The following is a 21,628-nucleotide window of genomic DNA, read 5'->3' as shown; positions in this document are numbered from 1 at the left end:
CGACGGCATTTGTAACGAGGCGATGACGAAACGACTCCGCTACCGCAGCTTGATCTGCAGGGCAAATCCGATGAAGTGGGAATTTCCGCAAGATAGTTCCTGCGAGAGGAAACTTCCCGCAAGGGGAAAATTGCTTGCGAATTTCCGGCGCCGGCTTGAAAATATTGGCCGTCTCTCGATGGAAAGTGACGCAAGTTCATTTGAACGGCCAAGGCGGCGCCCTTGACCCTTGAGCATAGAGGGCGGCGGATGCTGAAAGCCTTCGTGATTCATCTGGCTCCACGGTATCCGTGGTTGTGGCGTTTCGTGAGCGGCGTTCCGTTTCTGAGAAAATGGGCGAACCGCGTCTTCATCCATCTTCTGACGAGCAGCGGGCCAGCCAGGCCATACGCCTATTCGCTTTGGGGGCCAAAGCGAAGATCCGAAACTGATCTCGAACCTTATGTTGCAGATTATGTGTCGTGGGTCGGGCTTGTCGATAGAAGCGTAACGGGACGCCACCTGTCCCCAAGCCCGGCGGCCAGCTCCGCCGAGCCTCTATCCTTGCCTGATCCAGACAAGGTCGCAGCTCTGTTCAAGCGGCGAGGTCCGATGATCCCTTGCCCGCGAAGCTCAATCCTCTTCGGCTTTTTCGCGCAATGGTTCACTGACAGCTTCCTTCGCACGGATCCAACCGACGCCAGAAAGAACACGTCTAATCACGAAATCGACCTTTGTCAGATTTATGGACTTAGCCCTTCCGACGCTTCGATTCTGCGCAGCCATGAAGGCGGCAAGCTGTTGACCGAAAGCTTGAACGGCCAGGAATTCCCCCCTTTGCTGTTTGAAAAGGACGAGGCCGGAACTCTCGGCGTGAGGGAGCGATTCAAAGATCTTTCCTACGTTAAAGACAAGAACAGCTTCTTCACCCGGTTCGTGAATGTTTCTGCGTCCAAATCACCCGCAGAATCTTCTGGACGGCAAGCGGCGACGGACAAGCAAAGAGAGTGTTTTTTCGCTTCCGGACTTGGAAACGCCAATTCCACGCTGTTCTACAGCGCCATCAACACGATATTCGTGCGTGAGCACAATCGCCTCTGCGACGAGATCTCCCGGCGGTATCCGGAGTGGGATGACGACAGGCTCTTCGAGACAGCCCGCAACGCCAATATCGCGCTTCTTCTGAAGGTGATCATTGAAGATTACATCAATCATTTGTCTTCGGCACATTTCCAGATCTTTACCGAGGTTGGCTTTGCGGAAACCCAACATTGGTACCGGACAAACCGCATCACCGCGGAATTCGATCTACTTTACCGGTGGCACCCGTTCGTGCCGGATTCGATCAGCTTGAACGGCGAAGAACGTCCGATCGAACAATTGCTTCTGGACAATGGCCCGCTCATCGCCCTGGGCGTAGAGAATGTGCTTCACGCCGCGGCGACCCAGCGCGCCGGCCGGCTCACGATCAGAAACACCACGCCATTTCTCAACAGCATGGCGGACAAAGCGGCGCTCGCCAAATCGCGGGCATGGCGTATCCGTCCCTACAACGAATATCGGGCGCATTTCGGTTTGCGGCCGGCGTCGACGTTCGAGGAGCTCACCGGGGATCAGGCTTTGGCCGCCGAGCTCAAAGCGATTTACACCGATGTCAATCAGGTTGAACTGATTCCGGGTCTTTATGCTGAGAAGCAGGAAGAGCGCGCAATCCTCGGCTCCCTGATGCTCTTCATGGTGGTCGTGGACGCCTTCTCGCAGGCCTTGACCAATCCGCTCCTCTCGCGGAACGTCTACGGCGAAAAATCTTTCTCCAGGGTTGGCCTGGAGAGTATCGAAACGACGTCGAGCTTCGACGCCATCGTTCAGAGGAATTCTTCGATGAAAGATCGCAAGGCGACGTTCGCCGCCGCGCTGGAGGCGCCGGGAGGTTATGGACCGCCGGTTCTGGGAAAGCTTGTTGACACGTGCGACTTCTTGTTCTTTAGCGGATGGGAGCGGTTTTTCCGCCGCAGGCAGAAAAGATACGCCAGCAACGTGTTCAGGATAAATCTGTTTCAGCCAACCATCGCCGTTCTTGATCATCGCGCCATCAAGGCGTTGTTCGCATCGGAAGATCTGGTGCAGGACATTCCTTCCGACAAATACAGATTCTCACTCCCGCTCCTTTCGTTGACGGGCGGCCTGCCGCCCGGCATGTATGAGTCTGGCGCCGCGCACGACGCGCCGAAATCATTCTACATAAGATTGTTGCAGAGGCGCTCATCCTCCCTCGCGGCGCAGTTCCATGAAACGATCGAGGAATTCTCGCAAAGATGGCTGTCGAAGAGCCAGTTCAGCTGGAGCGACGAGCTGGAGGACTTTTCCGCGGTCTTCCTGTTTCGGTGGATATTTGGCGCCCGTCCCGACCCCAAAAAGGTGCGGCTGATTTACAAACATATTTTCGGGCACCGGTTTGTCGCCGTCACGAGATACATTCCGTGGTCGAAATACGCGAAATCGAAAGCGCTCTACCCCGAGCTTCTCGCTTTTGTGAAATCCGCTCCTTTGTTCCGGGAGATTGTGGAGCTCGCCCGATTGGAGGGGCTGACGGATGAGGAGGCGGTGGCGAGGCAGCTTATGTTCCTCGTTGGGATGAACGCTTTCCTTGGGACTCAGAATATCCTGAAGTCGATCGTCGGGGAGCTTAGCTTGCGCCCCGAATTATGCGCCCGATTGCGCGAGGAGATGGCCGATCGGCTTGGGCCCGGCCAGCGGACGATCGACGATCTGAGCGTTCTGCGATCGCTGCCGCTGCTCGACAAAACCCTTCGCGAAATCCTGCGGCTTCATCCTCCCGTGTTTCTGATTTTCGGCCGGGCGACACGCGACCGAACGATTGAATCGGACTCGGGACTATTCGCCGTCGGCAAGGGCGAACTCGTCATGGGCGTCATTCCGTTCGCGCATCAGGACCCGGCGGTTTTTGACAATCCGAAGGAATTCAACCCTGACCGGTTCGACGACGAAAAGGCGTCCGAGCATCTGATCTGGCCGCGAGGCTCCCACGACGCCTCGGCCTCGCCAGGCAACAGGACTTGTCCCGGCAAGGATCTGGCCGTCGTGATCACGAAGCTGTTCTGCGTCGCTCTCCTGACGCGGTTTCAGTGGCGGTTGAAGGATCCGCAGCCGCGGTGGGATGATTTCAGGTTCGGGGCCGGCGTGGCGGCGCCCGTCGGAGCTTTGGACGTTGAATGGTTCCGTTCGGAGAGAAACGCGAAGCCGGCCCGCGGCGCCGTGTCCCCGCAGGCGCGCCCTGACGGACAATGCCCGTTCAAAGGGTCGCCGGTTCCAAGCAAGTCCGTTCCAGGCAAGACCGTTCCAGGCAAGACCGCGGCGGTCGACCAGTACGAGATCGCCCAGGATTGAGCAGGATTGAGCAGGATTGAGAATGTGAAGGCGAAGGTTCGTTTTTCCGTCGGTAGCGGTGAACATTCCGCGCCATTATAGATGAAAGCGCCGAGTCTCTGATAAATAGTGAGCCGGTTCCGCGTCAGCGGCGCCGAGGCCTGCTTGTTTTTGACCCCGCGCAAGCATAGGTTCACCGCTTACGCGGGCGTCGGGCCCGCAATTCCTGTAAGATTTCTTCAAGGAGGTTGGCGGCATGGGCAGTCTCTCGATCTGGCACTGGCTCATCGTCGGCGCTGTCTTTCTCGTCCTGTTCGGCGGCAAGGGCAAGATTTCCGACATTATGGGCGATGTCGCGAAGGGCATAAAATCCTTCAAGAAGGGTATGGCGGAGGACGATTCCAAGCCCGAGGCTCCCGGTTCGGTCGATTCGGTCCGCAGCCTCGATCATCAGGCGTCGGACCCGGTCAAGGTTTCCGAAACCCGCAAGGTCAGCTAAGCCCTGACTTCTGACATGCCCTGAAGGCGCGTTTCTCTTTCGCGCTCTTGTTCGCCGTTCGTCCGACGTTTCGAGTGACGCTTCCAGATGTTCGATTTCGACGCCGGCAAACTGATCATCATCGGCGTCGTCGCGCTGATCGTCATCGGGCCCAAGGAATTGCCCGGCGTTCTGCGCCAGATCGGGCGGATGGTCGCAAAGATGCGACGGATGGCGGCCGAATTCCAGGGCCAGTTCATGGACGCGATGCGGGAAGCCGACCTCGAAGAGGTAAAGGCCGACGTCGCGAAGCTCGCCGAAAGCGCCAAGGTCGATGTCGCGTTCAACCCGATGAGCGACATCAAAAGCCAGATCAGCGGGGCGATCGAGGGCGAGGCGAAAGCGCCGTCCGCCGGGATCGGCGCTGAAGCCCCGACTCTGCCTTCGCCTTACGACGACGGACCGCCGTTGAATTCGGTGGACCTGCCGCATTTGCCGCTTGCGGCCGCGGAAGGAGAGGTTTCCCCCGGCGACGCCGGAGCCGCGCCCCTCTCGCCAGATCCGCAGCCGGTCGCGCCGGCGGCGGGGCCAGGCGGGATCGAGGCCGAGATGAAGGCGCTGGCCAGCGCGCTCGAGGCGGAGATGGCCGCCGCGCCGGCGGCAGGCGCCGAGCCTCAGGCGCAGCCACAAGAGAAAGCGTGACTTTTCCGGCCCGCGCGTTCACTGAGGACGCGCAGCGGCGCCAGCCGCAAAATGGGCCATCGAGACGGGATTTCCATGAGCGACGCCGACATCGAGGCGACCAAAGCCCCTTTGATGGATCATCTGATCGAATTGCGCGCGCGTCTGATCAAGGCGCTCGTCGCATTCATTTTGATGTTCCTGATCTCGTTCTTTTTCGCCAAGGATATTTATAATGTGCTGGTGGCGCCGTTCGAGAAGGTGGCGGGGCCGGATGCGAGGCTCATCTACACCGCGCCGCAGGAATATTTCTTCACCCAGATCCGCGTCGCGCTGTTCTCCGCGGCTTTCCTGTCCTGTCCGGTGATCTTCTCGCAGATCTACCAGTTCGTGGCGCCGGGCCTCTACCGGCACGAGCGCAAGGCTTTTGCGCCTTACCTCATCGCCACGCCGGTTTTCTTCACCCTCGGCGCGCTGCTCGTCTATTTCGTCGTGATGCCGAACCTTCTGCATTTTTTCATCGGGATGCAGCAGGCCAAGGAGCCGGGCAGGGCGCAGATCGAGCTTCTGCCCCGGGTCAGCGAATATCTCTCGCTGATCATGACCTTGATCTTCGCCTTTGGCGTGACCTTCCAGATGCCGGTGGTGCTGACCCTGCTCGGGCGGATCGGAATCATCCATTCGGAATTTCTGCGCAATAAGCGGCGCTATGCGATCGTGCTGGTCTTCGTCATCGCGGCGATCCTGACTCCGCCGGATATTTTCTCGATGCTGGCTCTCGCGGCGCCCGCGCTCCTGTTGTACGAGCTGTCGATCGTCACGGTCGCAATGATCGAAAAAAGCCGTGCGGCAGAGGAAACGGACGATCCAAAGGCGGAACCATAGCTCTTCCTCTTTTGTTAACTTAAAGCGATTTCGAAGAGCCATTATGTACGATATCAAATGGATACGCGATAATTCTGTAGTATTTGATGAGGCTAGGCGCCGGCGCGGTCTGGAGCCGTTGGCCACTCATCTGCTGGCGCTCGATGAGTCGCGCCGCGCCGCCATCGGGAAATCACAGGCCGCGCAGGAACGCCGCAATTCCGCTTCGAAGGAAATTGGCCAGGCCATGGCCGCGAAGGATTCCGCGCGCGCCGAGGCCCTGAAGGCGGAGGTGGCGGAGCTGAAGGCGGGACTCGCCGCGTTCGAGGCGGAGGAAAAAGAGGCGACCGCCCTCCTTGACAAGGCTTTAGCGGAGATTCCGAATCTGCCGCTTGAGGATGTTCCGTTCGGCAAGGACGAGAATGACAATCCCGAATTGCGCCAGGTCGGCGAGCGGCCGCGCTTCGACTTCAAGCCGAAGGAGCATTTCGAGATCGGCGAAAGTCTCGGGCTGATGGATTTTGAGACCGCCACGAAACTGTCGGGCGCGCGGTTTGTCGTGAACAAGGGCGCGCTAGCGCGGCTGGAGCGCGCGCTTGGCGCCTTCATGCTCGATCTGCATACGGGCGAACACGGCTACACGGAGGTCAATCCGCCGATCCTCGTCAAGGACGAGACGATGTTCGGCACGGCGCAATTGCCGAAGTTTCGCGAGGATCAGTTTTCGGCTGTCAAAGAATTGAGTCTGCCGCCACAGATTGACCAGCTCGGCGACGAATATGATCTGGGAACCAAGTTGACGCCGCTTAATGCTCCGGTTCGGAAGGACACTCTCTGGCTCATTCCCACTGCCGAGGTGCCGCTCACCAACCTCGTCCGCGAATCGATTCTCGACGAAAAAGAGCTCCCGATTCGCGTCACCGCCTGCACGCCCTGTTTCCGCGCAGAAGCCGGATCGGCGGGGCGCGACACGCGGGGAATGATTCGCCAGCATCAATTCATCAAGGTGGAGCTTGTCTCGATCACGACGCCGGAAAACTCCCTCGCCGAGCATGAGCGCATGCTCTCCTGCGCCGAGGAAGTCCTCAAACGCCTAAAGCTGCCCTATCGAATCGTTACGCTCTGCACCGGCGACATGGGGTTTGCCTCGCAGAAGACCTATGACATCGAGGTCTGGCTGCCGGGGCAGGACCGCTATCGCGAGATTTCGTCCGTCTCGGTCTGCGGCGATTTTCAGGCGCGGCGCATGAATGCGCGCTACCGCCCTGAAGGCGCGAAGGCGACCCGATTCGTTCATACGCTTAACGGCTCCGGCGTCGCCGTTGGCCGCGCATTGGTCGCAGTGCTTGAGAATTACCAGAACGAAGACGGTTCCGTCTCTATTCCGGAGGCGCTCTGGCCCTATATGGGCGGACTGCGCAAAATAGAAAAAGCGTCTTAGGCGAAGATAAAGCGTTTCGGCGCCGATAAGGGGTTGACGCGCCTTCGCCGTCTAACTAAGTTCCGCCCACCTCAGACAGGCCGTAGGTTTTCTGCTTCGGAGCGTCTCGCTCTGAACCCACTGAAACCTAAACGCTGTCGGATCCACGACTGAGAAGTCACAGCTGGATACGAGCGGTTTCGCCCGGATCCTTTAGACGCAAGACCGCGGTTTGCGCCGCGGTCCTCTGCGAAGGGCCCAGCGCCAGAAGCCTTGATCGGCTGATGGCGCTGCTTTTTTGGCGTTTTTGTAACGCCGCTTAGCGCGCCCGGATTTGAGTTTCAAGGAGGCCAGGGCAGCCTGACCTTTACGATTTGACTTGTTTTTGGAAAGACCACGATGCCGACGATCAGCCAGTTGATCCGCAAGCCGCGACAGGACAAGACCTACCGGGAAAAAGCCCGGCATCTCGGGGCCTGCCCGCAGAAGCGCGGCGTCTGCACGCGCGTTTATACGACGACTCCGAAGAAGCCGAACTCGGCGCTTCGCAAGGTCGCTAAGGTGCGCCTCACCAACGGGTTCGAGGTCATCGGCTACATTCCCGGCGAAGGCCACAATCTGCAGGAGCATTCGGTGGTGATGATCCGCGGCGGCCGCGTCAAGGATCTTCCCGGCGTGCGCTATCACATCCTGCGCGGCGTGCTCGATACGCAGGGCGTCAAGAACCGCAAGCAGCGCCGTTCGAAATACGGCGCCAAGCGGCCGAAGTAGACCGCCGCGACACTGAACGCGGCAAGCTGAAAAGCTGAAGCAAACAAATTGAATTTGGACGGAGCCTAATCGATGTCTCGCCGCCATAGCGCTGAAAAGCGGGAAGTCATTCCGGACGCGAAGTTCGGCGATGTCATCCTGACGAAGTTCATGAACTCGATCATGTACGACGGCAAGAAGTCGGTCGCCGAGACGATCGTCTACAACGCGTTCGACATCATCAGCCAGAAGACGAGGGCCGAGCCTCTCGGCGTCTTCAAGCAGGCGCTCGAGAACGTCGCCCCCGCGATCGAGGTGCGTTCGCGCCGGGTCGGCGGCGCGACCTATCAGGTGCCCGTCGAGGTCCGCATGGAGCGCCGTCAGGCGCTCGCCATCCGCTGGATCATTACGGCCGCGCGCGGTCGCAACGACAAGACCATGGTCGACCGTCTGTCCGCTGAGCTGATGGACGCCGCCAACAACCGCGGCAACGCGGTCAAGAAGCGCGAAGACACGCACCGGATGGCGGAAGCCAACCGCGCCTTCTCGCATTACCGCTGGTGACAACCGCAAGCTTCGCGCTTGCACAAGCTTAGCGCTTGAAGGATTTTGACTATGCCGCGCTCTCATCCCATCGAGGACTACCGTAACTTCGGCATCATGGCCCACATTGATGCGGGCAAGACGACGACGACGGAACGCATCCTCTATTATTCGGGCAAGTCGCATAAGATCGGCGAAGTCCACGACGGCGCCGCCACCATGGACTGGATGGAGCAGGAGCAGGAGCGCGGCATCACGATCACGTCCGCCGCGACGACGACATTCTGGAACGGCAAGCGCCTCAACATCATCGACACCCCCGGCCACGTCGATTTCACCATCGAGGTGGAGCGGTCCCTGCGCGTGCTCGACGGCGCGGTTTGCGTGCTCGACGGCAACCAGGGCGTCGAGCCTCAGACCGAAACCGTCTGGCGTCAGGCCGACAAGTACAATGTTCCGCGCGTGGTGTTCGTCAACAAGATGGACAAGATCGGCGCGGATTTCTATCGCTGCGTCGACGACATCAAGACCAAGGTCGGCGGGCGGCCTGTCTGCATCCAGCTCCCGATCGGGTCCGAGATGGACTTCAAGGGCGTCATCGACCTCGTCCGCATGAAGGCCATCGTCTGGGAAGACGAAGCGCTGGGCGCAAAATACAATGACGCCGAAATTCCGGACAATCTGAAAGAGCAGGCGGCCGCCTATCGTCACACGCTGCTCGAGGCGGCTGTAGAACTCGACGATGACGTGATGGCCGCTTACCTCGACGGCGTAGAGCCCGATGAGGCGACCCTCAAGCGGCTCATTCGCAAGGCTGTCCGTCACATCATCTTCATTCCGGTCCTGTGCGGTTCGGCCTTCAAGAACAAGGGCGTGCAGCCTCTGCTCGACGCCGTCGTCGATTACCTTCCCTCGCCCATCGACCGCGAGGCGATCAAGGGCGTCGATGTGGAGACCGGCGAGGAAGTTCTCCGGCTGCCGCGTGACGAAGACCCCTTTTCCATGCTCGCCTTCAAGATCATGGACGATCCTTTCGTCGGGACGATCACCTTCGCCCGCGTCTATTCCGGTCACGTCGATTCCGGCACCACGGTGATGAATTCGACCAAGGACAAGAAAGAGCGCATCGGGCGCATGCTCCTCATGCATGCGAACAATCGCGAGGACGTCAAGGAAGCCTATTCCGGCGACATTGTCGCGCTTGCTGGCCTGAAGGACACGCGCACAGGCGATACCCTGTGCGACACCAACAAGCCGGTGATCCTCGAACGTATGGAATTTCCCGAGCCGGTCATCGAGATCGCGATCGAGCCGAAGTCAAAGGCGGATCAGGAAAAGCTCGGCGTCGCTTTGTCCAAGCTGGCGGCGGAGGATCCTTCGTTCCGGGTCTCGACCGACCAGGAATCCGGCCAGACCATTCTCAAGGGGATGGGCGAGCTTCATCTCGACATCAAAGTCGATATTCTGCGCCGCACCTACAAAGTGGACGCCAACATCGGCGCGCCGCAGGTCGCCTATCGTGAAAAGCTGACCCGCCGGGTCGAGATCGACCACACCCACAAGAAGCAGACCGGGGGCACCGGTCAGTTCGCGCGGGTCAAGGTGATCTTCGAGCCGAACGAGGCCGGCATGGGCAATCTGTTCGAATCCCAGATCGTCGGCGGCGCGGTGCCGAAGGAATATATTCCTGGCGTCGAAAAAGGCATCAACAGCGTCATGGGCTCGGGCATTCTCGCCGGATTCCCGGTCGTTGACGTTAAGGCGACCTTGATCGACGGCGCCTTCCACGACGTCGATTCCTCCGTGCTCGCCTTCGAGATCGCGGCCCGCGCCGCGTTCCGCGAAGCGCTTCAGAAGGGCGGCTCGGTTTTGCTTGAGCCGATCATGAAGGTCGAAGTGACGACACCGGAGGATTACACCGGATCGGTCATGGGCGATCTTCTGGCCCGCCGCGGCCAGGTCCAGGGGCAGGACATGCGCGGCAACGCCGTCGTGATCAACGCGATGGTGCCGCTCGCCAACATGTTCGGCTACGTCAACCAATTGCGCTCGTTCAGTCAGGGACGCGCGAACTACACCATGCAATTCGATCACTATGAACAGGTCCCCGCGAGCGAAGCCGCGAAGGTCCAAGCCAAATACGCCTGATCTGAGCAGACAGACGCCAGATCCTAGAGGAGCCGGACGATGGGCAAGGAAAAGTTTGAGCGGAATAAGCCGCACTGCAATATCGGGACGATCGGCCATGTCGACCATGGCAAGACGTCCTTGACCGCGGCGATCACCAAGGTTCTCGCCGAGTCGGGCGGAGCGACGTTCACCGCCTACGATCAGATCGACAAGGCGCCGGAGGAGAAGGCTCGCGGCATCACGATCTCGACGGCGCATGTCGAATACGAGACCAAGAACCGCCATTACGCTCACGTCGATTGCCCCGGCCACGCCGATTATGTGAAGAACATGATCACCGGCGCAGCGCAGATGGACGGCGCCATTCTTGTCGTTTCGGCGGCTGACGGCCCGATGCCACAAACCCGCGAGCACATTCTGCTCGCCCGTCAGGTCGGCGTCCCTGCGCTCGTCGTCTTTATGAACAAGGTCGACATGGTCGATGACGCCGAGCTTCTCGAGCTTGTCGAACTCGAGGTGCGCGAACTTCTGTCGAAATATGATTTCCCTGGCGATGATATTCCGATCACCAAGGGCTCGGCCCTCTGCGCTCTGGAAAACCGCAGCCCGGAAATCGGCCATGACGCCGTGCTGGCTCTCATGGAGACAGTGGACGCCTATATTCCGCAGCCGGAGCGGCCGATTGATCAGCCCTTCCTGATGCCGGTCGAGGACGTGTTCTCGATCTCGGGACGCGGCACCGTCGTCACCGGCCGCGTCGAGCGCGGCATCGTCAAGGTCGGCGAGGAAATCGAGATCGTTGGTCTCAAGCCGACCGTCAAGACGACCGTGACGGGCGTCGAAATGTTCCGCAAGCTGCTTGATCAGGGGCAGGCCGGCGATAACATCGGCGCGCTGTTGCGCGGCACTAAGCGTGAAGACGTTGAGCGTGGCCAGGTGCTGTGCAAGCCCGGCTCGGTCAAACCGCACACGAAGTTCAAGGCGGAAGCCTACATTCTGACGAAGGACGAAGGTGGCCGCCATACGCCATTCTTCACCAACTATCGTCCGCAATTCTACTTCCGCACTACTGACGTGACTGGCGTCGTGACGTTGCCGGAAGGCACCGAAATGGTGATGCCGGGCGACAATGTGACCATGGACGTCGAACTGATCGTGCCGATCGCGATGGAAGAGAAGCTGCGCTTCGCTATCCGTGAAGGCGGCCGTACAGTTGGCGCCGGCGTCGTCGCCTCGATCACCGAATAGCGCTCAAAAAGCGCGCGGATGTTTGAATGAAAGCTCCCAGGCTGGCGCCAATTCGGTCCGCCGTTCGGGAGCAGTGAGGGTCAGGGTAGGCTGGCGCGGGCGAAAGTCCGTCGCTGGCTGGCAGGGATTGAATTGATGAACGGCCAGAATATTCGGATTCGACTTAAGGCATTCGATCATCGAATCCTTGATTCCTCCACGAAGGAAATCGTTTCGACAGCGAAACGGACTGGCGCACAGGTGCGTGGCCCGATTCCGCTGCCAACGAAGATCGAAAAATTCACGGTCAACCGCTCGCCGCATGTCGACAAGAAGTCGCGCGAGCAGTTCGAAATCCGTACTCACAAGAGAGTGCTGGACATTGTGGATCCGACTCCGCAGACGGTTGACGCATTGATGAAGCTCGACCTCGCGGCGGGCGTCGATGTCGAGATCAAGCTTTAATAGCCGGGTCGCGGTCGCAATTGTTTTAAAAAGACGAACCCTTTGAAACGCGTTTGACGGTTCGGGTTCTGAAGGGGTGTTGAAGGATTTAACCATGCGGTCAGGCGTCATCGCACAAAAGCTCGGCATGACCCGCGTCTTCACGGACGTTGGCGAACATGTGCCGGTTACGGTCTTGAAGCTCGAGGGCTGTCAAGTGGTCGCGCATCTGACGAAAGAGCGCAACGGCTACAGCGGAGTTCAACTCGGGATCGGCCGAGCCAAGGTCAAGAACGTGTCAAAAGCCGAACGCGGGCGTTTCGCCATCGCGAGCGTCGAGCCGAAATTGAAACTCGCCGAATTCCGTGTCGAGGAAGACTCTCTCCTCCCGGTAGGCGCCGAGATCACTGCTGATCACTTCGTTGTCGGCCAGTTTGTCGACGTGACGGGCACCAGCACCGGCAAAGGGTTCGCCGGGCCGATGAAACGCTGGAATTTCGGCGGCTTGCGTGCGACTCACGGCGTTTCGATCTCGCATCGTTCGCATGGTTCAACCGGCGGCCGTCAGGACCCGGGCAAGACTTTCAAGAACAAGAAAATGGCCGGCCATATGGGCTCCGAACGGGTGACGACGCTGAATCTGCGTGTTGTCCAACTCGACAGCGAACGTGGTTTGATTCTCGTCGAGGGGGCGGTTCCGGGCGTAGCGGGCGGCTGGATCTTTGTCCGCGACGCGGTCAAGAAGGCCTTGCCGAAAGAAGCGCCGAAGCCGGGCAAGTATCGCTTGGCGAAGGAGAATACCGACGCAGCTGCTGGGGCTGACGCAACGGCGGAGGCAAGCGCGTGAAAATCGATATTACCACGCTCGAAGGCGAATCGACCGGTTCGATCGAACTCGACGATTCCATTTTCGGCCTCGACCCGCGTGAAGATCTCATCGCGCGAATGGTCCGCTATCAGCTCGCCAAGCGGCGCGCGGGAACGCATAAGACACTCGGCCGCTCGGAAATTTGGCGTACCGGAAAGAAGCTCTACAAGCAGAAGGGCACCGGTTCGGCCAGGCACGGTTCCGCTCGTGTGCCGCAGTTTCGCGGCGGCGGTCGCGCATTCGGTCCGGTGGTGAGGTCGCACGCGCATGATCTGCCAAAGAAAGTACGCGCGCTCGCTCTGAAGCACGCGCTTTCGGCGAAGGCGCAAGACGGCGGCATCATCGTTTGGTCGGACGCCCGTGTGGCTGAACCGAAAACCAAGGGACTGAAGGCGAGTTTCGCCAAGCTTGGCTTGTTGAACGCCCTGATCATCGACGGCGCGGAGCCGGAGGAGAACTTCTGCCTCGCCGCGCGGAACATTCCACAGATCGACGTTCTGCCGGTTCAAGGGATCAACGTTTATGACATTCTGCGTCGTGAGAAACTGGTTCTGACCAGGGCGGCGATCGATGCTTTGGAGGCGCGTTTCAAATGAGCCCGTCGAAACTCGCGCTCGAGGCGCATCATTATGACGTGATCGTCGCTCCGGTCATCACGGAGAAGGCGACGCTCGCCGCTGAAGTGAACCAGGTTATCTTCAAGGTCCGCAAGACCGCGACGAAGCCCGAGATCAAGGAAGCGATCGAACGGCTGTTCGACGTCAAGGTTATGAGCGTCAACACGCTGATCCGCAAAGGCAAAAGAAAAACCTTCAAGGGGACACGGGGGGTCCAGTCGGATCTGAAAAAAGCGGTCGTCACCCTTGCCGACGGCCACAAGATCGACGTCACAACAGGTCTCTAGGAATTCGATTCGAGGATTTGCGCAATGGCGCTTAAGACGTTCAAACCGATCACGCCGAGCCTTCGCCAACTGGTGATCGTCGATCGCAGCGATCTCTACAAAGGCAAGCCGCTGAAGCTGCTGACGGAGGGTAAGTCCTCGTCTGGCGGCCGCAACAACAACGGCCGCATCACGGTGCGTTTTCGCGGCGGCGGGCACAAGCAAACCTACCGGATCATCGATTTCAAGCGCCGCAAGCTTGATGTTCCAGCCAAGGTGGAGCGGATCGAATATGATCCCAACCGGACCTCGTTCATCGCGCTCATTCGTTATGCGGACGGCGAACAATCCTACATTATCGCGCCGCAGCGGCTCGCCGTCGGGGACGAGGTGGTGTCGAGCCTTCAGGCTGACGTGAAGCCTGGCAACGCCATGGCGCTGGCCAACATGCCGGTGGGCACGATCGTCCACAATATCGAGATGAAAATCGGCAAGGGCGGCGCGATGGTGCGGTCCGCCGGCACCTACGCCCAGGTCGTCGGCCGCGATCAGGGCTATGTCATTATCCGGCTCAATTCGGGCGAGCAGCGTCTCATTCACGGCCAATGTTTCGCGACGATCGGGGCGGTGTCGAACCCCGATCATATGAACGCCTCGATCGGCAAGGCCGGCCGCAGCCGGTGGCTTGGACGGCGCCCGCATAATCGCGGCGTGACCATGAACCCCGTTGACCACCCGCACGGCGGCGGTGAAGGCCGCACCTCCGGCGGTCGCCATCCGGTCACCCCGTGGGGTAAGCCGACCAAAGGTAAGAAGACCCGGTCGAACAAGTCGACCACGAAATTCATCGTGACCTCGCGTCACAAAAGCAAGAAGAAGGGCTGATTATGGCTCGGTCGATCTGGAAGGGTCCGTTCGTCGACGGCTATCTGCTTAAGAAAGCGGACGCCAGCCGAAGCTCTGGCCGCTCTGAAATCATAAAGATCTGGAGCCGCCGCTCTACGATTCTGCCGCAGTTCGTCGGTTTGACCTTTGGCGTCTACAATGGGCACAAACATGTCCCCGTTAATGTGACAGAGGAAATGATCGGCCACAAATTCGGTGAGTTTTCGCCCACGCGGACCTTCCACGGTCATACGGCGGACAAGAAAGCCAGGAGAGGCTAATCATGTCCAAAGAGAAAACCCCGCGCGCGCTTAAGGAAAATGAAGCGAAGGCCGTCGCTCGCATGTTGCGCGTCAGCCCGCAGAAATTGAACCTGCTTGCGCAATTGATCCGCGGCAAAAAGGTCGACAAGGCTCTCGCCGATCTCGAATTCTCCCGCAAACGCATCGCGTTCGAGGTGAAGAAGACCCTTGAGAGCGCGATCGCCAACGCTGAGAACAACCATAGCCTCGACGTCGACGATCTGGTTGTCGCCCAGGCTTATGTCGGCAAGGCCCTCGTGATGAAGCGCTTCAGCCCGCGGGCGCGCGGCCGGGCGGGACGGATTGAGAAGCCGTTTTCGCATTTGACGATTATTGTGCGCGAAGTCGGCGCCGCCCCCGCCGGGGCCTGAGGAGAAAACGATGGGACAGAAAGTCAATCCGATCGGCCTTCGGCTCGGCATCAACCGGACTTGGGATTCACGCTGGTACGCGGGGAAAGCCGAATACGGCAAACTGTTGCATGAGGACATGGCGATCCGCGAGATCCTCATGAAGACTCTGAAGCAGGCGGCCGTTTCGAAGATCATCATCGAACGTCCGCACAAGAAGTGTCGGGTGACGATCCATTCCGCCCGCCCGGGTGTTGTGATCGGCAAAAAAGGCGCCGATATCGACAAGATCCGCAAACTTGTGTCGAAGATGACGGACTCGGAAGTCCTCATCAATATCGTCGAGGTTCGCAAACCCGAGATCGACGCGCTTCTCGTCGCCGATTCGATCGCGCAGCAGCTTGAGCGCCGCGTCGCGTTCCGCCGCGCCATGAAACGCGCCGTGCAATCGGCTATGCGGCTTGGCGCGGAAGGCATCCGGATCAATTGTTCGGGCCGTCTTGGCGGCGCGGAGATCGCCCGTCTCGAGTGGTATCGCGAGGGGCGCGTTCCCCTGCACACCCTGCGCGCCGACGTTGATTACGGCACGGCGACGGCGCATACGGCCTACGGAACGTGCGGAATCAAGGTCTGGATCTTCAAGGGCGAGATTCTGGAACACGATCCGATGGCGCAGGACAAGAAAATGGCTGAACAGGACCATGGCGGCGGCGGCGGCCATGATCGTCGGCGTCGCGACCGCGACGCCGCCTGAGCGTCTTGTTGAATGTTTGAGAGTTATTGAATCATGCTGCAACCCAAGCGCACCAAGTTTCGCAAAGCCTTCAAGGGCCGTATTCACGGCGCCTCGAAAGGCGGCTACGAACTGAACTTTGGTCAATTCGGCCTCAAGGCGCTCGAGCCCGAGCGGATCACGGCGCGCCAGATCGAGGCGGCCCGGCGCGCGATGACGCGCCATATGCGCCGCGCAGGCAGGGTGTGGATCCGGATATTCCCGGATGTCCCGGTTTCGAAGAAGCCGACCGAAGTCCGCATGGGTAAGGGCAAGGGCGCTCCGGAACTGTGGGCCGTTCGGGTGGCTCCGGGACGCATCATGTTTGAACTCGACGGGGTTCCGGTTGAACTTGCTCGCGAGGCTCTGCTTCTCGCGGCGGCGAAACTGCCGATCAAGACGCGCTTCATCCAGCGCATCGCCGAATAGGAGGGCGCCGTCATGAAAGCGAAACAACGTTTGTCCGACCTCAAGGTGATGACCGAGGATCAACTCGAACAGGAGATTTTGCAGCTCAAAAAAGAGCAGTTCAATCTTCGCTTCCAGCGCGCCACGGGTCAGCTTGAAAACACCGCGCGCGTGCGGGTTGTGCGTCGTGATATAGCTAGAATGAAAACGCTCGCGGCGCAAAAACGCGGCCAGCCGGCGGTTTAGGTTCGAGAGCTCTAGTTCCGAAGAATAGGTTTGAAAGCATGCCGAAGCGAATTCTCCAGGGCGTCGTCGTGAGCGACAAGCAGGAAAAAACTGTCGTCGTGAAAGTCGAACGCCGGTTCACCCATCCTCTCTTGAAGAGAACGGTGAGGCGGTCGAAGAATTATCACGCGCATGACGAAACCAAGGAATTCAAGGTTGGCGATACGGTTTCAATCCAGGAGGCCAAGCCTATCTCGAAGCTGAAGCGCTGGATCGTTCTTCCCGCGGCCGAGAAGGCCTGAGGCCAGGTTTTATCTGGGAGGCGGAAGTCTCCTTCAGACGAAGTCCGGCGCGCAAGCGGCCGGAAACCGCTCTGAAAAGAAAGGTGTGATGCGATGATACAGATGCAGACCAATCTCGACGTCGCCGACAATTCCGGCGCGCGACGCGTGATGTGCATCAAGGTTCTTGGCGGTTCAAAGCGCAAATACGCCGGGGTCGGCGACATCATCGTCGTCTCGATCAAGGAGGCGATTCCGCGCGGACGCGTCAAGAAAGGCGACGTCATGAAAGCGGTGGTGGTGCGGACCGCGAAAGGCATCAAGCGCGCCGACGGTTCGGTGATCCGTTTTGATTCCAACGCCGCGGTCCTGATCAATAATCAGTCGGAGCCGATCGGCACCCGCATCTTCGGACCCGTGCCGCGTGAACTGCGCGCCCGCAACCAGATGAAAATCATCTCGCTCGCGCCGGAGGTGTTGTAATGGCTGCGAAGATCAAGAAAGGCGACAGGGTCGTCGTGCTTTCCGGCCGCGACAAGGGCCGCTCCGGTGAAGTGCTGCAGGTCAAGCCGAAGGAAGACCGCGCGGTCGTCCGCGGGGTCAACATGGTCAAGAAGCACCAGGCCCAGACCCAGCAGCAAGAAGCTGGCATCGTCAGCAAAGAAGCCGCCATTCATTTGTCCAACCTCGCGCTTGCGGATCCCAAGGACGGCAAGGCGACGCGGGTCGGGTTCAAGGTTCTCGACGACGGCCGCAAGGTTCGCGTCGCCAAGCGTTCTGGAGAATTGATCGATGGCTGACTCCAAAGCCGGGAAGGGCGGCGGGAAAACCGCCAAGGGCGGCGGCAAAGGCGGGAAGGATTCCGGCAAAGCCGCGTCGAAGCCCGAGGCGAAAACCGCGAAGAAGGCCGGGGGCGCCGAAGGCGCTCGTAGGGAGCCTGTTGCGTTCGCCACCGCGTCAGCGGAAGCGCTCGCCGCGCCGAAGGATTACGCGCCCCGCCTGAAGAAGTTTTACGAAGAGGTTGTCCGGCCGCAGTTGATCGAGGAGTTCGGCTATAAGAACCCGTTCGAAGTTCCGACGATCGAAAAGATCGTGCTGAACATGGGCGTCGGTGAGGCCGTGAACGACACTAAGAAGGTGACGATGGCGGCTGCGGACCTCGGTTTGATCGCAGGTCAAAAGCCGATTATCACCCGCGCCCGGAACGCGATTGCGACCTTCAAGGTCCGCGAGAACATGCCGATCGGCGCGAAAGTCACGCTTCGCAAGACGCGCATGTACGAATTTCTCGACCGTCTCGTCACGATCGCGCTGCCCCGGATCAGAGATTTCCGCGGATTGAATCCCAAGAGCTTCGATGGCCGCGGCAATTTCGCGATGGGCGTCAAGGAGCATATCGTTTTTCCCGAGATCGACTACGATCAGACGGAAAGCATCGTAGGAATGGACATCATCGTCTGCACGACGGCGAAGTCCGACGACGAGGCGCGCGCCCTGTTGCGCGCATTCAACTTCCCGTTCCGGCAGTGAGACGGACAAGTCTCAGACGCGGCGACCAGAGGTAGGTTTATGGCGAAGAAAAGCTCGATCGAAAAAAACAAGCGCCGGATAGCGCTCGTCAAACAATATTCCGCCCGCCGCAAGCGCCTCAAAGCCGCCGCGAACGACGAAAGCCTGCCGATGGAGGAGCGCTTCACCGCGCGGCTGAAATTGGCCGAACTGCCGCGCAATTCCGCAGCGGGGCGCATCCGCAACCGCTGCGAAGTGAGCGGACGTCCGCGCGCCTATACGCGTAAGATGAAAATGTCGCGTATCGCGCTTCGCGAATTGGGCTCGAAAGGCCTGATTCCTGGCCTTGTCAAGTCGAGCTGGTAGGAGGACGGATCATGGCGATGAACGATCCGTTGGGCGATATGTTGACCCGCATTCGCAACGCTCAGATGCGACGCAAGGGCAAGGTGCAGACCCCGGGCTCGAGGCTGCGGGCGCATGTTCTTGATGTGTTGCAATCCGAAGGCTACATCCGCGGCTATTCGACCACCGAATACGGCAACGGTCGCACCGAGTTTGAAATCGAGCTCAAATATTTCGACGGCGCCCCGGTAATCCGCGAAATACAGCGGGTTTCGAAACCGGGACGGCGCGTTTACGCCGCCGTTGACGGCATGCCGCGAGTGGCGAACGGGCTCGGGATCACCATCATCTCGACGCCCAAGGGCGTCATGGCCGACTATGCCGCGCGCGAAGCAAACGTCGGCGGCGAAGTCCTTTGCAAAGTATTCTAATTGGAGCGTCTTCCCGCGGGAAGAACGAGGAAACCTAAGTCATGTCTCGTATCGGAAAGAAGCCTGTGGCTCTGCCCGCCGGCGTCACGGCAAAGATCGAAGGCCAGGCCATCTTGGTAAAGGGCGGCAAGGGGACCTTGTCGTTCAGCGCGCCTGAGGACGTGAGCGTGACCTTGTCTGACAACGCGATCGACGTGGCTCCTCGCAATGAGACCAAGCGGGCTCGCGCGTTGTGGGGAATGACGCGGTCCATGGTCAATAACCTGGTGATCGGCGTTTCGTCGGGCTTCGAACGCAAGCTTGAAATTACGGGCGTCGGCTACAAAGCCGTCGTTTCGGGAAAGAACCTGCAGCTTTCTCTTGGCTACAGTCACGACGTGAATTTTCCGATCCCGGAAGGGATCTCGATCGCGGCGCCCAAGCCGACTGAAGTCTCGATCACCGGCATCGACAAGCGTCAGGTTGGGCAGATCGCGGCCGAAATCCGCTCCCTCCGGCCTCCCGAGCCCTACAAGGGCAAGGGTGTGAAATACGCCGGGGAATTCATCTTCCGCAAGGAAGGCAAGAAGAAGTAATATTGGTGAGACTGATAAGGATCGAGGAGCCAGGTCATGGCAAAAGATAATGCGGCGACAGCCCGGCGTCAGGCGAGAGTTCGCCGTTCGCTGCGCGCGCGCGCCTATGGCAAACCCAGGCTTTCGGTGTTCCGGTCGTCCAAGCAGATCTATTGCCAGGTGATCGATGATTCCGAAGGCAAGACCCTGGCCGCGGCCTCGTCGCTTGAGAAGATCAATCGCGAGGCTCTCAAGACAGGGGCGACCGTCGAAGCCGCAAAAATCATCGGCAAGCTGATCGCCGAGCGCGCGGTGCAGGCTGGCGTCAAGGAAGTCGTGTTTGATCGCGGTTCCTATATGTATCACGGCCGCGTCAAGGCCTTGGCCGAAGGCGCCCGCGAGGGCGGGTTGAGCTTCTAGACGGCTTCGAGGCCGCGCGGGATGGATGAAAGCGAATTGAAGATGGAACAAGCACATGGCGCGTGATGGTGAAGGCGGTCGCGGCCGCGACCGCGAGGAGCGCGACAGCGAATTCATGGATCGTCTGGTCCATATCAACCGCGTCGCCAAGGTGGTGAAGGGCGGCCGCAGGTTCGGTTTCGCCGCGCTCGTTGTGGTCGGCGACCAGAAAGGCCGCGTCGGCTTCGGACACGGGAAGGCGCGCGAGGTTCCGGAAGCGATCCGCAAGGCGACCGAATCCGCGAAGCGCTCGCTGATCCGGGTTCCATTGCGCGAGGGCCGAACCTTGCATCATGACGTCAATGGCCGGCACGGCGCTGGGCGGGTTGTTCTGCGGGCGGCGCCCGCCGGAACAGGCATCATCGCCGGCGGCCCGATGCGCGCCATTTTCGAGACTCTCGGCATGCACGATGTCGTCGCCAAGTCGCAGGGCTCGTCGAATCCCTATAATATGATCCGGGCGACGTTTGACGCTCTCAAAAGAGAGGACTCGCCCCGCACGGTCGCGGCGCGGCGCAATCTCAAAGTGTCCACGATCCAGTCGCGCCGCCTCGGCGGCGAAGCGGAAGCCTCCGGCGAAGCTTGAAGGAGCGAATGATGACGACTTCTTTAGCTAAGGTGACGGTCGAACAGACCAAAAGCCCGATCGGGCGTCCCGCCTCACAGCGTGCGACGCTGATTGGGCTCGGTCTGAACAAGATCGGACGCCGCGCCTCGCTTGAAGACACCCCGGCCGTTCGCGGCATGATCGCCAAGGTCGCGCATCTCGTCCGCGTCATTGAGGCGGATCAGACAGGAACAGAACGATGAAACTGAACGATATCGAGGACAACGCGGGTTCCTCGAAGTCCCGTATGCGTGTTGGACGCGGCATCGGCTCGGGAAAAGGAAAGACCTGCGGTCGTGGCGTCAAGGGTCAGAAAGCGCGCACGGGCGTTTCGATCAAAGGGTTCGAAGGCGGCCAGATGCCGTTGCACAGGCGATTGCCAAAGCGCGGATTCTGGAATCCTTTTTCCACCAACTATAACGAGGTGAACCTGGCGCGACTGCAGGAAGCGGTCGATGCCGGCAAGCTTGACGCGGGCGCTCTCGTGACGATCAAGGCTCTGGTGGCGGCTGGCGTCTGCTCCAAAACGCGCGACGGCGTGAAAATTCTTGGCGTTGGCGCGCTCACGGCGAAGCTGAACTTCGAAGTCGCCGCTGCGTCCAAAAGCGCGATCTCGGCGATTGAAGGCGCGGGGGGCTCGATCAGACTCCTGACGGTGGCTGCGGAAACCGAGGCCCCTGCGGACGCTTGATCACCATCCTGGCGTCCGGGGTTTCCTCCTTCGGGCGCATTCTATATATGAACGAGTAAAGTGACTTCATGCTCTGGCGTGAAGTCTCGTTTTGCAGCGGTCGGGAAGCAATCAAGCCTACCTGCCGAGCCGGCGGAGCTTAAGAACTAAGAAGA

General features: G+C 59.8%; 30 protein-coding genes. All 30 read left to right on the top strand.

Annotated features, from left to right (window positions below; translation table 11 throughout):
- Positions 1-222 precede the first annotated feature (222 nt).
- Positions 223-3,387, top strand: coding sequence for a cytochrome P450 (locus BM177_RS19980; RefSeq protein ID WP_175492527.1), 3,165 nt, complete (start codon positions 223-225; stop codon positions 3,385-3,387).
- A 235-nt stretch (positions 3,388-3,622) separates the two neighbouring features.
- Positions 3,623-3,865 carry a twin-arginine translocase TatA/TatE family subunit gene (locus tag BM177_RS07725; protein WP_091680713.1) on the top strand — a complete coding sequence of 81 codons (243 nt, stop codon included), beginning with the start codon at positions 3,623-3,625 and terminating at the stop codon, positions 3,863-3,865.
- 87 nt (positions 3,866-3,952) lie between these two features.
- The gene (gene tatB, locus BM177_RS07720; protein WP_139223550.1) at positions 3,953-4,546 is read left to right on the top strand and encodes a Sec-independent protein translocase protein TatB; all 594 of its coding nucleotides are present in this window, start codon (positions 3,953-3,955) and stop codon (positions 4,544-4,546) included.
- Between the two features lie 75 nt (positions 4,547-4,621).
- Positions 4,622-5,410 (top strand): twin-arginine translocase subunit TatC, encoded by a 789-nt coding sequence (tatC, locus tag BM177_RS07715; RefSeq protein WP_091680711.1) that lies wholly within the window; start codon positions 4,622-4,624, stop codon positions 5,408-5,410.
- A gap of 43 nt (positions 5,411-5,453) precedes the next feature.
- On the top strand, positions 5,454-6,830 hold the full coding sequence (serS, locus tag BM177_RS07710; protein ID WP_091680709.1) for a serine--tRNA ligase: 1,377 nt from the start codon (positions 5,454-5,456) through the stop codon (positions 6,828-6,830).
- A gap of 378 nt (positions 6,831-7,208) precedes the next feature.
- Positions 7,209-7,580: a 30S ribosomal protein S12 gene (rpsL, locus tag BM177_RS07705; protein WP_091680707.1), complete on the top strand. Its 372-nt coding sequence runs from the start codon at positions 7,209-7,211 to the stop codon at positions 7,578-7,580.
- 72 nt (positions 7,581-7,652) lie between these two features.
- On the top strand, positions 7,653-8,123 hold the full coding sequence (gene rpsG, locus BM177_RS07700) for a 30S ribosomal protein S7 (protein ID WP_091680705.1): 471 nt from the start codon (positions 7,653-7,655) through the stop codon (positions 8,121-8,123).
- 51 nt (positions 8,124-8,174) lie between these two features.
- A complete protein-coding gene (fusA, locus tag BM177_RS07695; RefSeq protein WP_091680702.1) occupies positions 8,175-10,250 on the top strand; it encodes an elongation factor G in 2,076 nt (691 codons plus the stop codon).
- Between the two features lie 39 nt (positions 10,251-10,289).
- A complete protein-coding gene (gene tuf, locus BM177_RS07690) occupies positions 10,290-11,480 on the top strand; it encodes an elongation factor Tu (RefSeq protein WP_091680700.1) in 1,191 nt (396 codons plus the stop codon).
- Between the two features lie 135 nt (positions 11,481-11,615).
- The gene (gene rpsJ, locus BM177_RS07685) at positions 11,616-11,924 is read left to right on the top strand and encodes a 30S ribosomal protein S10 (RefSeq protein WP_026606368.1); all 309 of its coding nucleotides are present in this window, start codon (positions 11,616-11,618) and stop codon (positions 11,922-11,924) included.
- A gap of 94 nt (positions 11,925-12,018) precedes the next feature.
- Positions 12,019-12,750: a 50S ribosomal protein L3 gene (gene rplC / locus BM177_RS07680; RefSeq protein WP_091680697.1), complete on the top strand. Its 732-nt coding sequence runs from the start codon at positions 12,019-12,021 to the stop codon at positions 12,748-12,750.
- Positions 12,747-13,367 (top strand): 50S ribosomal protein L4, encoded by a 621-nt coding sequence (gene rplD, locus BM177_RS07675; RefSeq protein WP_091680695.1) that lies wholly within the window; start codon positions 12,747-12,749, stop codon positions 13,365-13,367. The genes rplC and rplD overlap by 4 nt, the downstream gene beginning before the upstream one ends.
- Positions 13,364-13,675, top strand: a complete 312-nt coding sequence (locus BM177_RS07670; protein ID WP_091680693.1) for a 50S ribosomal protein L23 — start codon at positions 13,364-13,366, stop codon at positions 13,673-13,675. The genes rplD and BM177_RS07670 overlap by 4 nt, the downstream gene beginning before the upstream one ends.
- A 24-nt stretch (positions 13,676-13,699) precedes the next feature.
- Positions 13,700-14,539, top strand: coding sequence for a 50S ribosomal protein L2 (gene rplB / locus BM177_RS07665; RefSeq protein ID WP_091680691.1), 840 nt, complete (start codon positions 13,700-13,702; stop codon positions 14,537-14,539).
- A 2-nt stretch (positions 14,540-14,541) separates the two neighbouring features.
- Positions 14,542-14,820: a 30S ribosomal protein S19 gene (rpsS, locus tag BM177_RS07660; protein ID WP_091680688.1), complete on the top strand. Its 279-nt coding sequence runs from the start codon at positions 14,542-14,544 to the stop codon at positions 14,818-14,820.
- A gap of 2 nt (positions 14,821-14,822) precedes the next feature.
- On the top strand, positions 14,823-15,212 hold the full coding sequence (rplV, locus tag BM177_RS07655) for a 50S ribosomal protein L22 (RefSeq protein ID WP_091680686.1): 390 nt from the start codon (positions 14,823-14,825) through the stop codon (positions 15,210-15,212).
- 10 nt (positions 15,213-15,222) lie between these two features.
- Entirely contained in the window at positions 15,223-15,945 is a 723-nt protein-coding gene (rpsC, locus tag BM177_RS07650; protein WP_091680881.1) for a 30S ribosomal protein S3, read from the top strand.
- Positions 15,946-15,978: 33 nt separating this feature from the next.
- Positions 15,979-16,392, top strand: coding sequence for a 50S ribosomal protein L16 (gene rplP, locus BM177_RS07645; protein WP_091680684.1), 414 nt, complete (start codon positions 15,979-15,981; stop codon positions 16,390-16,392).
- Between the two features lie 12 nt (positions 16,393-16,404).
- Positions 16,405-16,617: a 50S ribosomal protein L29 gene (gene rpmC / locus BM177_RS07640; protein ID WP_091680682.1), complete on the top strand. Its 213-nt coding sequence runs from the start codon at positions 16,405-16,407 to the stop codon at positions 16,615-16,617.
- 38 nt (positions 16,618-16,655) lie between these two features.
- Entirely contained in the window at positions 16,656-16,898 is a 243-nt protein-coding gene (gene rpsQ, locus BM177_RS07635; RefSeq protein WP_091680680.1) for a 30S ribosomal protein S17, read from the top strand.
- A gap of 93 nt (positions 16,899-16,991) precedes the next feature.
- Positions 16,992-17,360: a 50S ribosomal protein L14 gene (gene rplN, locus BM177_RS07630; protein ID WP_091680678.1), complete on the top strand. Its 369-nt coding sequence runs from the start codon at positions 16,992-16,994 to the stop codon at positions 17,358-17,360.
- A complete protein-coding gene (gene rplX / locus BM177_RS07625; RefSeq protein WP_091680676.1) occupies positions 17,360-17,677 on the top strand; it encodes a 50S ribosomal protein L24 in 318 nt (105 codons plus the stop codon). Before rplN ends, rplX begins: the two co-directional genes overlap by 1 nt.
- Positions 17,678-17,876: 199 nt before the next feature.
- Positions 17,877-18,407 carry a 50S ribosomal protein L5 gene (rplE, locus tag BM177_RS07620; RefSeq protein ID WP_091680879.1) on the top strand — a complete coding sequence of 177 codons (531 nt, stop codon included), beginning with the start codon at positions 17,877-17,879 and terminating at the stop codon, positions 18,405-18,407.
- A 39-nt stretch (positions 18,408-18,446) separates the two neighbouring features.
- Positions 18,447-18,752: a 30S ribosomal protein S14 gene (rpsN, locus tag BM177_RS07615; RefSeq protein WP_091680673.1), complete on the top strand. Its 306-nt coding sequence runs from the start codon at positions 18,447-18,449 to the stop codon at positions 18,750-18,752.
- An 11-nt stretch (positions 18,753-18,763) separates the two neighbouring features.
- Positions 18,764-19,162, top strand: coding sequence for a 30S ribosomal protein S8 (rpsH, locus tag BM177_RS07610; RefSeq protein WP_091680671.1), 399 nt, complete (start codon positions 18,764-18,766; stop codon positions 19,160-19,162).
- 41 nt (positions 19,163-19,203) lie between these two features.
- Positions 19,204-19,737, top strand: a complete 534-nt coding sequence (gene rplF / locus BM177_RS07605) for a 50S ribosomal protein L6 (protein ID WP_091680669.1) — start codon at positions 19,204-19,206, stop codon at positions 19,735-19,737.
- Positions 19,738-19,773: 36 nt separating this feature from the next.
- Positions 19,774-20,136: a 50S ribosomal protein L18 gene (gene rplR / locus BM177_RS07600; RefSeq protein WP_091680667.1), complete on the top strand. Its 363-nt coding sequence runs from the start codon at positions 19,774-19,776 to the stop codon at positions 20,134-20,136.
- A 55-nt stretch (positions 20,137-20,191) separates the two neighbouring features.
- A complete protein-coding gene (rpsE, locus tag BM177_RS07595; RefSeq protein ID WP_091680665.1) occupies positions 20,192-20,761 on the top strand; it encodes a 30S ribosomal protein S5 in 570 nt (189 codons plus the stop codon).
- 11 nt (positions 20,762-20,772) lie between these two features.
- Complete coding sequence (rpmD, locus tag BM177_RS07590; RefSeq protein WP_091680876.1) at positions 20,773-20,985, top strand: 50S ribosomal protein L30; 213 nt, start codon at positions 20,773-20,775, stop codon at positions 20,983-20,985.
- The gene (gene rplO, locus BM177_RS07585) at positions 20,982-21,473 is read left to right on the top strand and encodes a 50S ribosomal protein L15 (protein WP_091680662.1); all 492 of its coding nucleotides are present in this window, start codon (positions 20,982-20,984) and stop codon (positions 21,471-21,473) included. Before rpmD ends, rplO begins: the two co-directional genes overlap by 4 nt.
- The last annotated feature ends 155 nt before the right edge of the window (positions 21,474-21,628 follow it).

The sequence above is a fragment of the Methylocapsa palsarum genome (assembly GCF_900114285.1).
GTDB lineage: Bacteria > Pseudomonadota > Alphaproteobacteria > Rhizobiales > Beijerinckiaceae > Methylocapsa > Methylocapsa palsarum.
This window is presented reverse-complemented; position numbering and strand designations above follow the sequence as displayed.

Excerpts from the sequence above, each read along its gene's own strand:
- BM177_RS07725 (WP_091680713.1), top strand. The coding sequence starts at position 3,623 with ATGGGCAGTCTCTCGATCTGGCACTGGCTCATCGTCGGCGCTGTCTTT.
- tatB (WP_139223550.1), top strand. The coding sequence starts at position 3,953 with ATGTTCGATTTCGACGCCGGCAAACTGATCATCATCGGCGTCGTCGCG.
- tatC (WP_091680711.1), top strand. The coding sequence starts at position 4,622 with ATGAGCGACGCCGACATCGAGGCGACCAAAGCCCCTTTGATGGATCAT.
- serS (WP_091680709.1), top strand. The coding sequence starts at position 5,454 with ATGTACGATATCAAATGGATACGCGATAATTCTGTAGTATTTGATGAG.
- rpsL (WP_091680707.1), top strand. The coding sequence starts at position 7,209 with ATGCCGACGATCAGCCAGTTGATCCGCAAGCCGCGACAGGACAAGACC.
- rpsG (WP_091680705.1), top strand. The coding sequence starts at position 7,653 with ATGTCTCGCCGCCATAGCGCTGAAAAGCGGGAAGTCATTCCGGACGCG.
- fusA (WP_091680702.1), top strand. The coding sequence starts at position 8,175 with ATGCCGCGCTCTCATCCCATCGAGGACTACCGTAACTTCGGCATCATG.
- tuf (WP_091680700.1), top strand. The coding sequence starts at position 10,290 with ATGGGCAAGGAAAAGTTTGAGCGGAATAAGCCGCACTGCAATATCGGG.
- rpsJ (WP_026606368.1), top strand. The coding sequence starts at position 11,616 with ATGAACGGCCAGAATATTCGGATTCGACTTAAGGCATTCGATCATCGA.
- rplC (WP_091680697.1), top strand. The coding sequence starts at position 12,019 with ATGCGGTCAGGCGTCATCGCACAAAAGCTCGGCATGACCCGCGTCTTC.
- BM177_RS07670 (WP_091680693.1), top strand. The coding sequence starts at position 13,364 with ATGAGCCCGTCGAAACTCGCGCTCGAGGCGCATCATTATGACGTGATC.
- rplB (WP_091680691.1), top strand. The coding sequence starts at position 13,700 with ATGGCGCTTAAGACGTTCAAACCGATCACGCCGAGCCTTCGCCAACTG.
- rpsS (WP_091680688.1), top strand. The coding sequence starts at position 14,542 with ATGGCTCGGTCGATCTGGAAGGGTCCGTTCGTCGACGGCTATCTGCTT.
- rplV (WP_091680686.1), top strand. The coding sequence starts at position 14,823 with ATGTCCAAAGAGAAAACCCCGCGCGCGCTTAAGGAAAATGAAGCGAAG.
- rpsC (WP_091680881.1), top strand. The coding sequence starts at position 15,223 with ATGGGACAGAAAGTCAATCCGATCGGCCTTCGGCTCGGCATCAACCGG.
- rplP (WP_091680684.1), top strand. The coding sequence starts at position 15,979 with ATGCTGCAACCCAAGCGCACCAAGTTTCGCAAAGCCTTCAAGGGCCGT.
- rpmC (WP_091680682.1), top strand. The coding sequence starts at position 16,405 with ATGAAAGCGAAACAACGTTTGTCCGACCTCAAGGTGATGACCGAGGAT.
- rpsQ (WP_091680680.1), top strand. The coding sequence starts at position 16,656 with ATGCCGAAGCGAATTCTCCAGGGCGTCGTCGTGAGCGACAAGCAGGAA.
- rplN (WP_091680678.1), top strand. The coding sequence starts at position 16,992 with ATGATACAGATGCAGACCAATCTCGACGTCGCCGACAATTCCGGCGCG.
- rplX (WP_091680676.1), top strand. The coding sequence starts at position 17,360 with ATGGCTGCGAAGATCAAGAAAGGCGACAGGGTCGTCGTGCTTTCCGGC.
- rpsN (WP_091680673.1), top strand. The coding sequence starts at position 18,447 with ATGGCGAAGAAAAGCTCGATCGAAAAAAACAAGCGCCGGATAGCGCTC.
- rpsH (WP_091680671.1), top strand. The coding sequence starts at position 18,764 with ATGGCGATGAACGATCCGTTGGGCGATATGTTGACCCGCATTCGCAAC.
- rplF (WP_091680669.1), top strand. The coding sequence starts at position 19,204 with ATGTCTCGTATCGGAAAGAAGCCTGTGGCTCTGCCCGCCGGCGTCACG.
- rplR (WP_091680667.1), top strand. The coding sequence starts at position 19,774 with ATGGCAAAAGATAATGCGGCGACAGCCCGGCGTCAGGCGAGAGTTCGC.
- rpsE (WP_091680665.1), top strand. The coding sequence starts at position 20,192 with ATGGCGCGTGATGGTGAAGGCGGTCGCGGCCGCGACCGCGAGGAGCGC.
- rpmD (WP_091680876.1), top strand. The coding sequence starts at position 20,773 with ATGACGACTTCTTTAGCTAAGGTGACGGTCGAACAGACCAAAAGCCCG.
- rplO (WP_091680662.1), top strand. The coding sequence starts at position 20,982 with ATGAAACTGAACGATATCGAGGACAACGCGGGTTCCTCGAAGTCCCGT.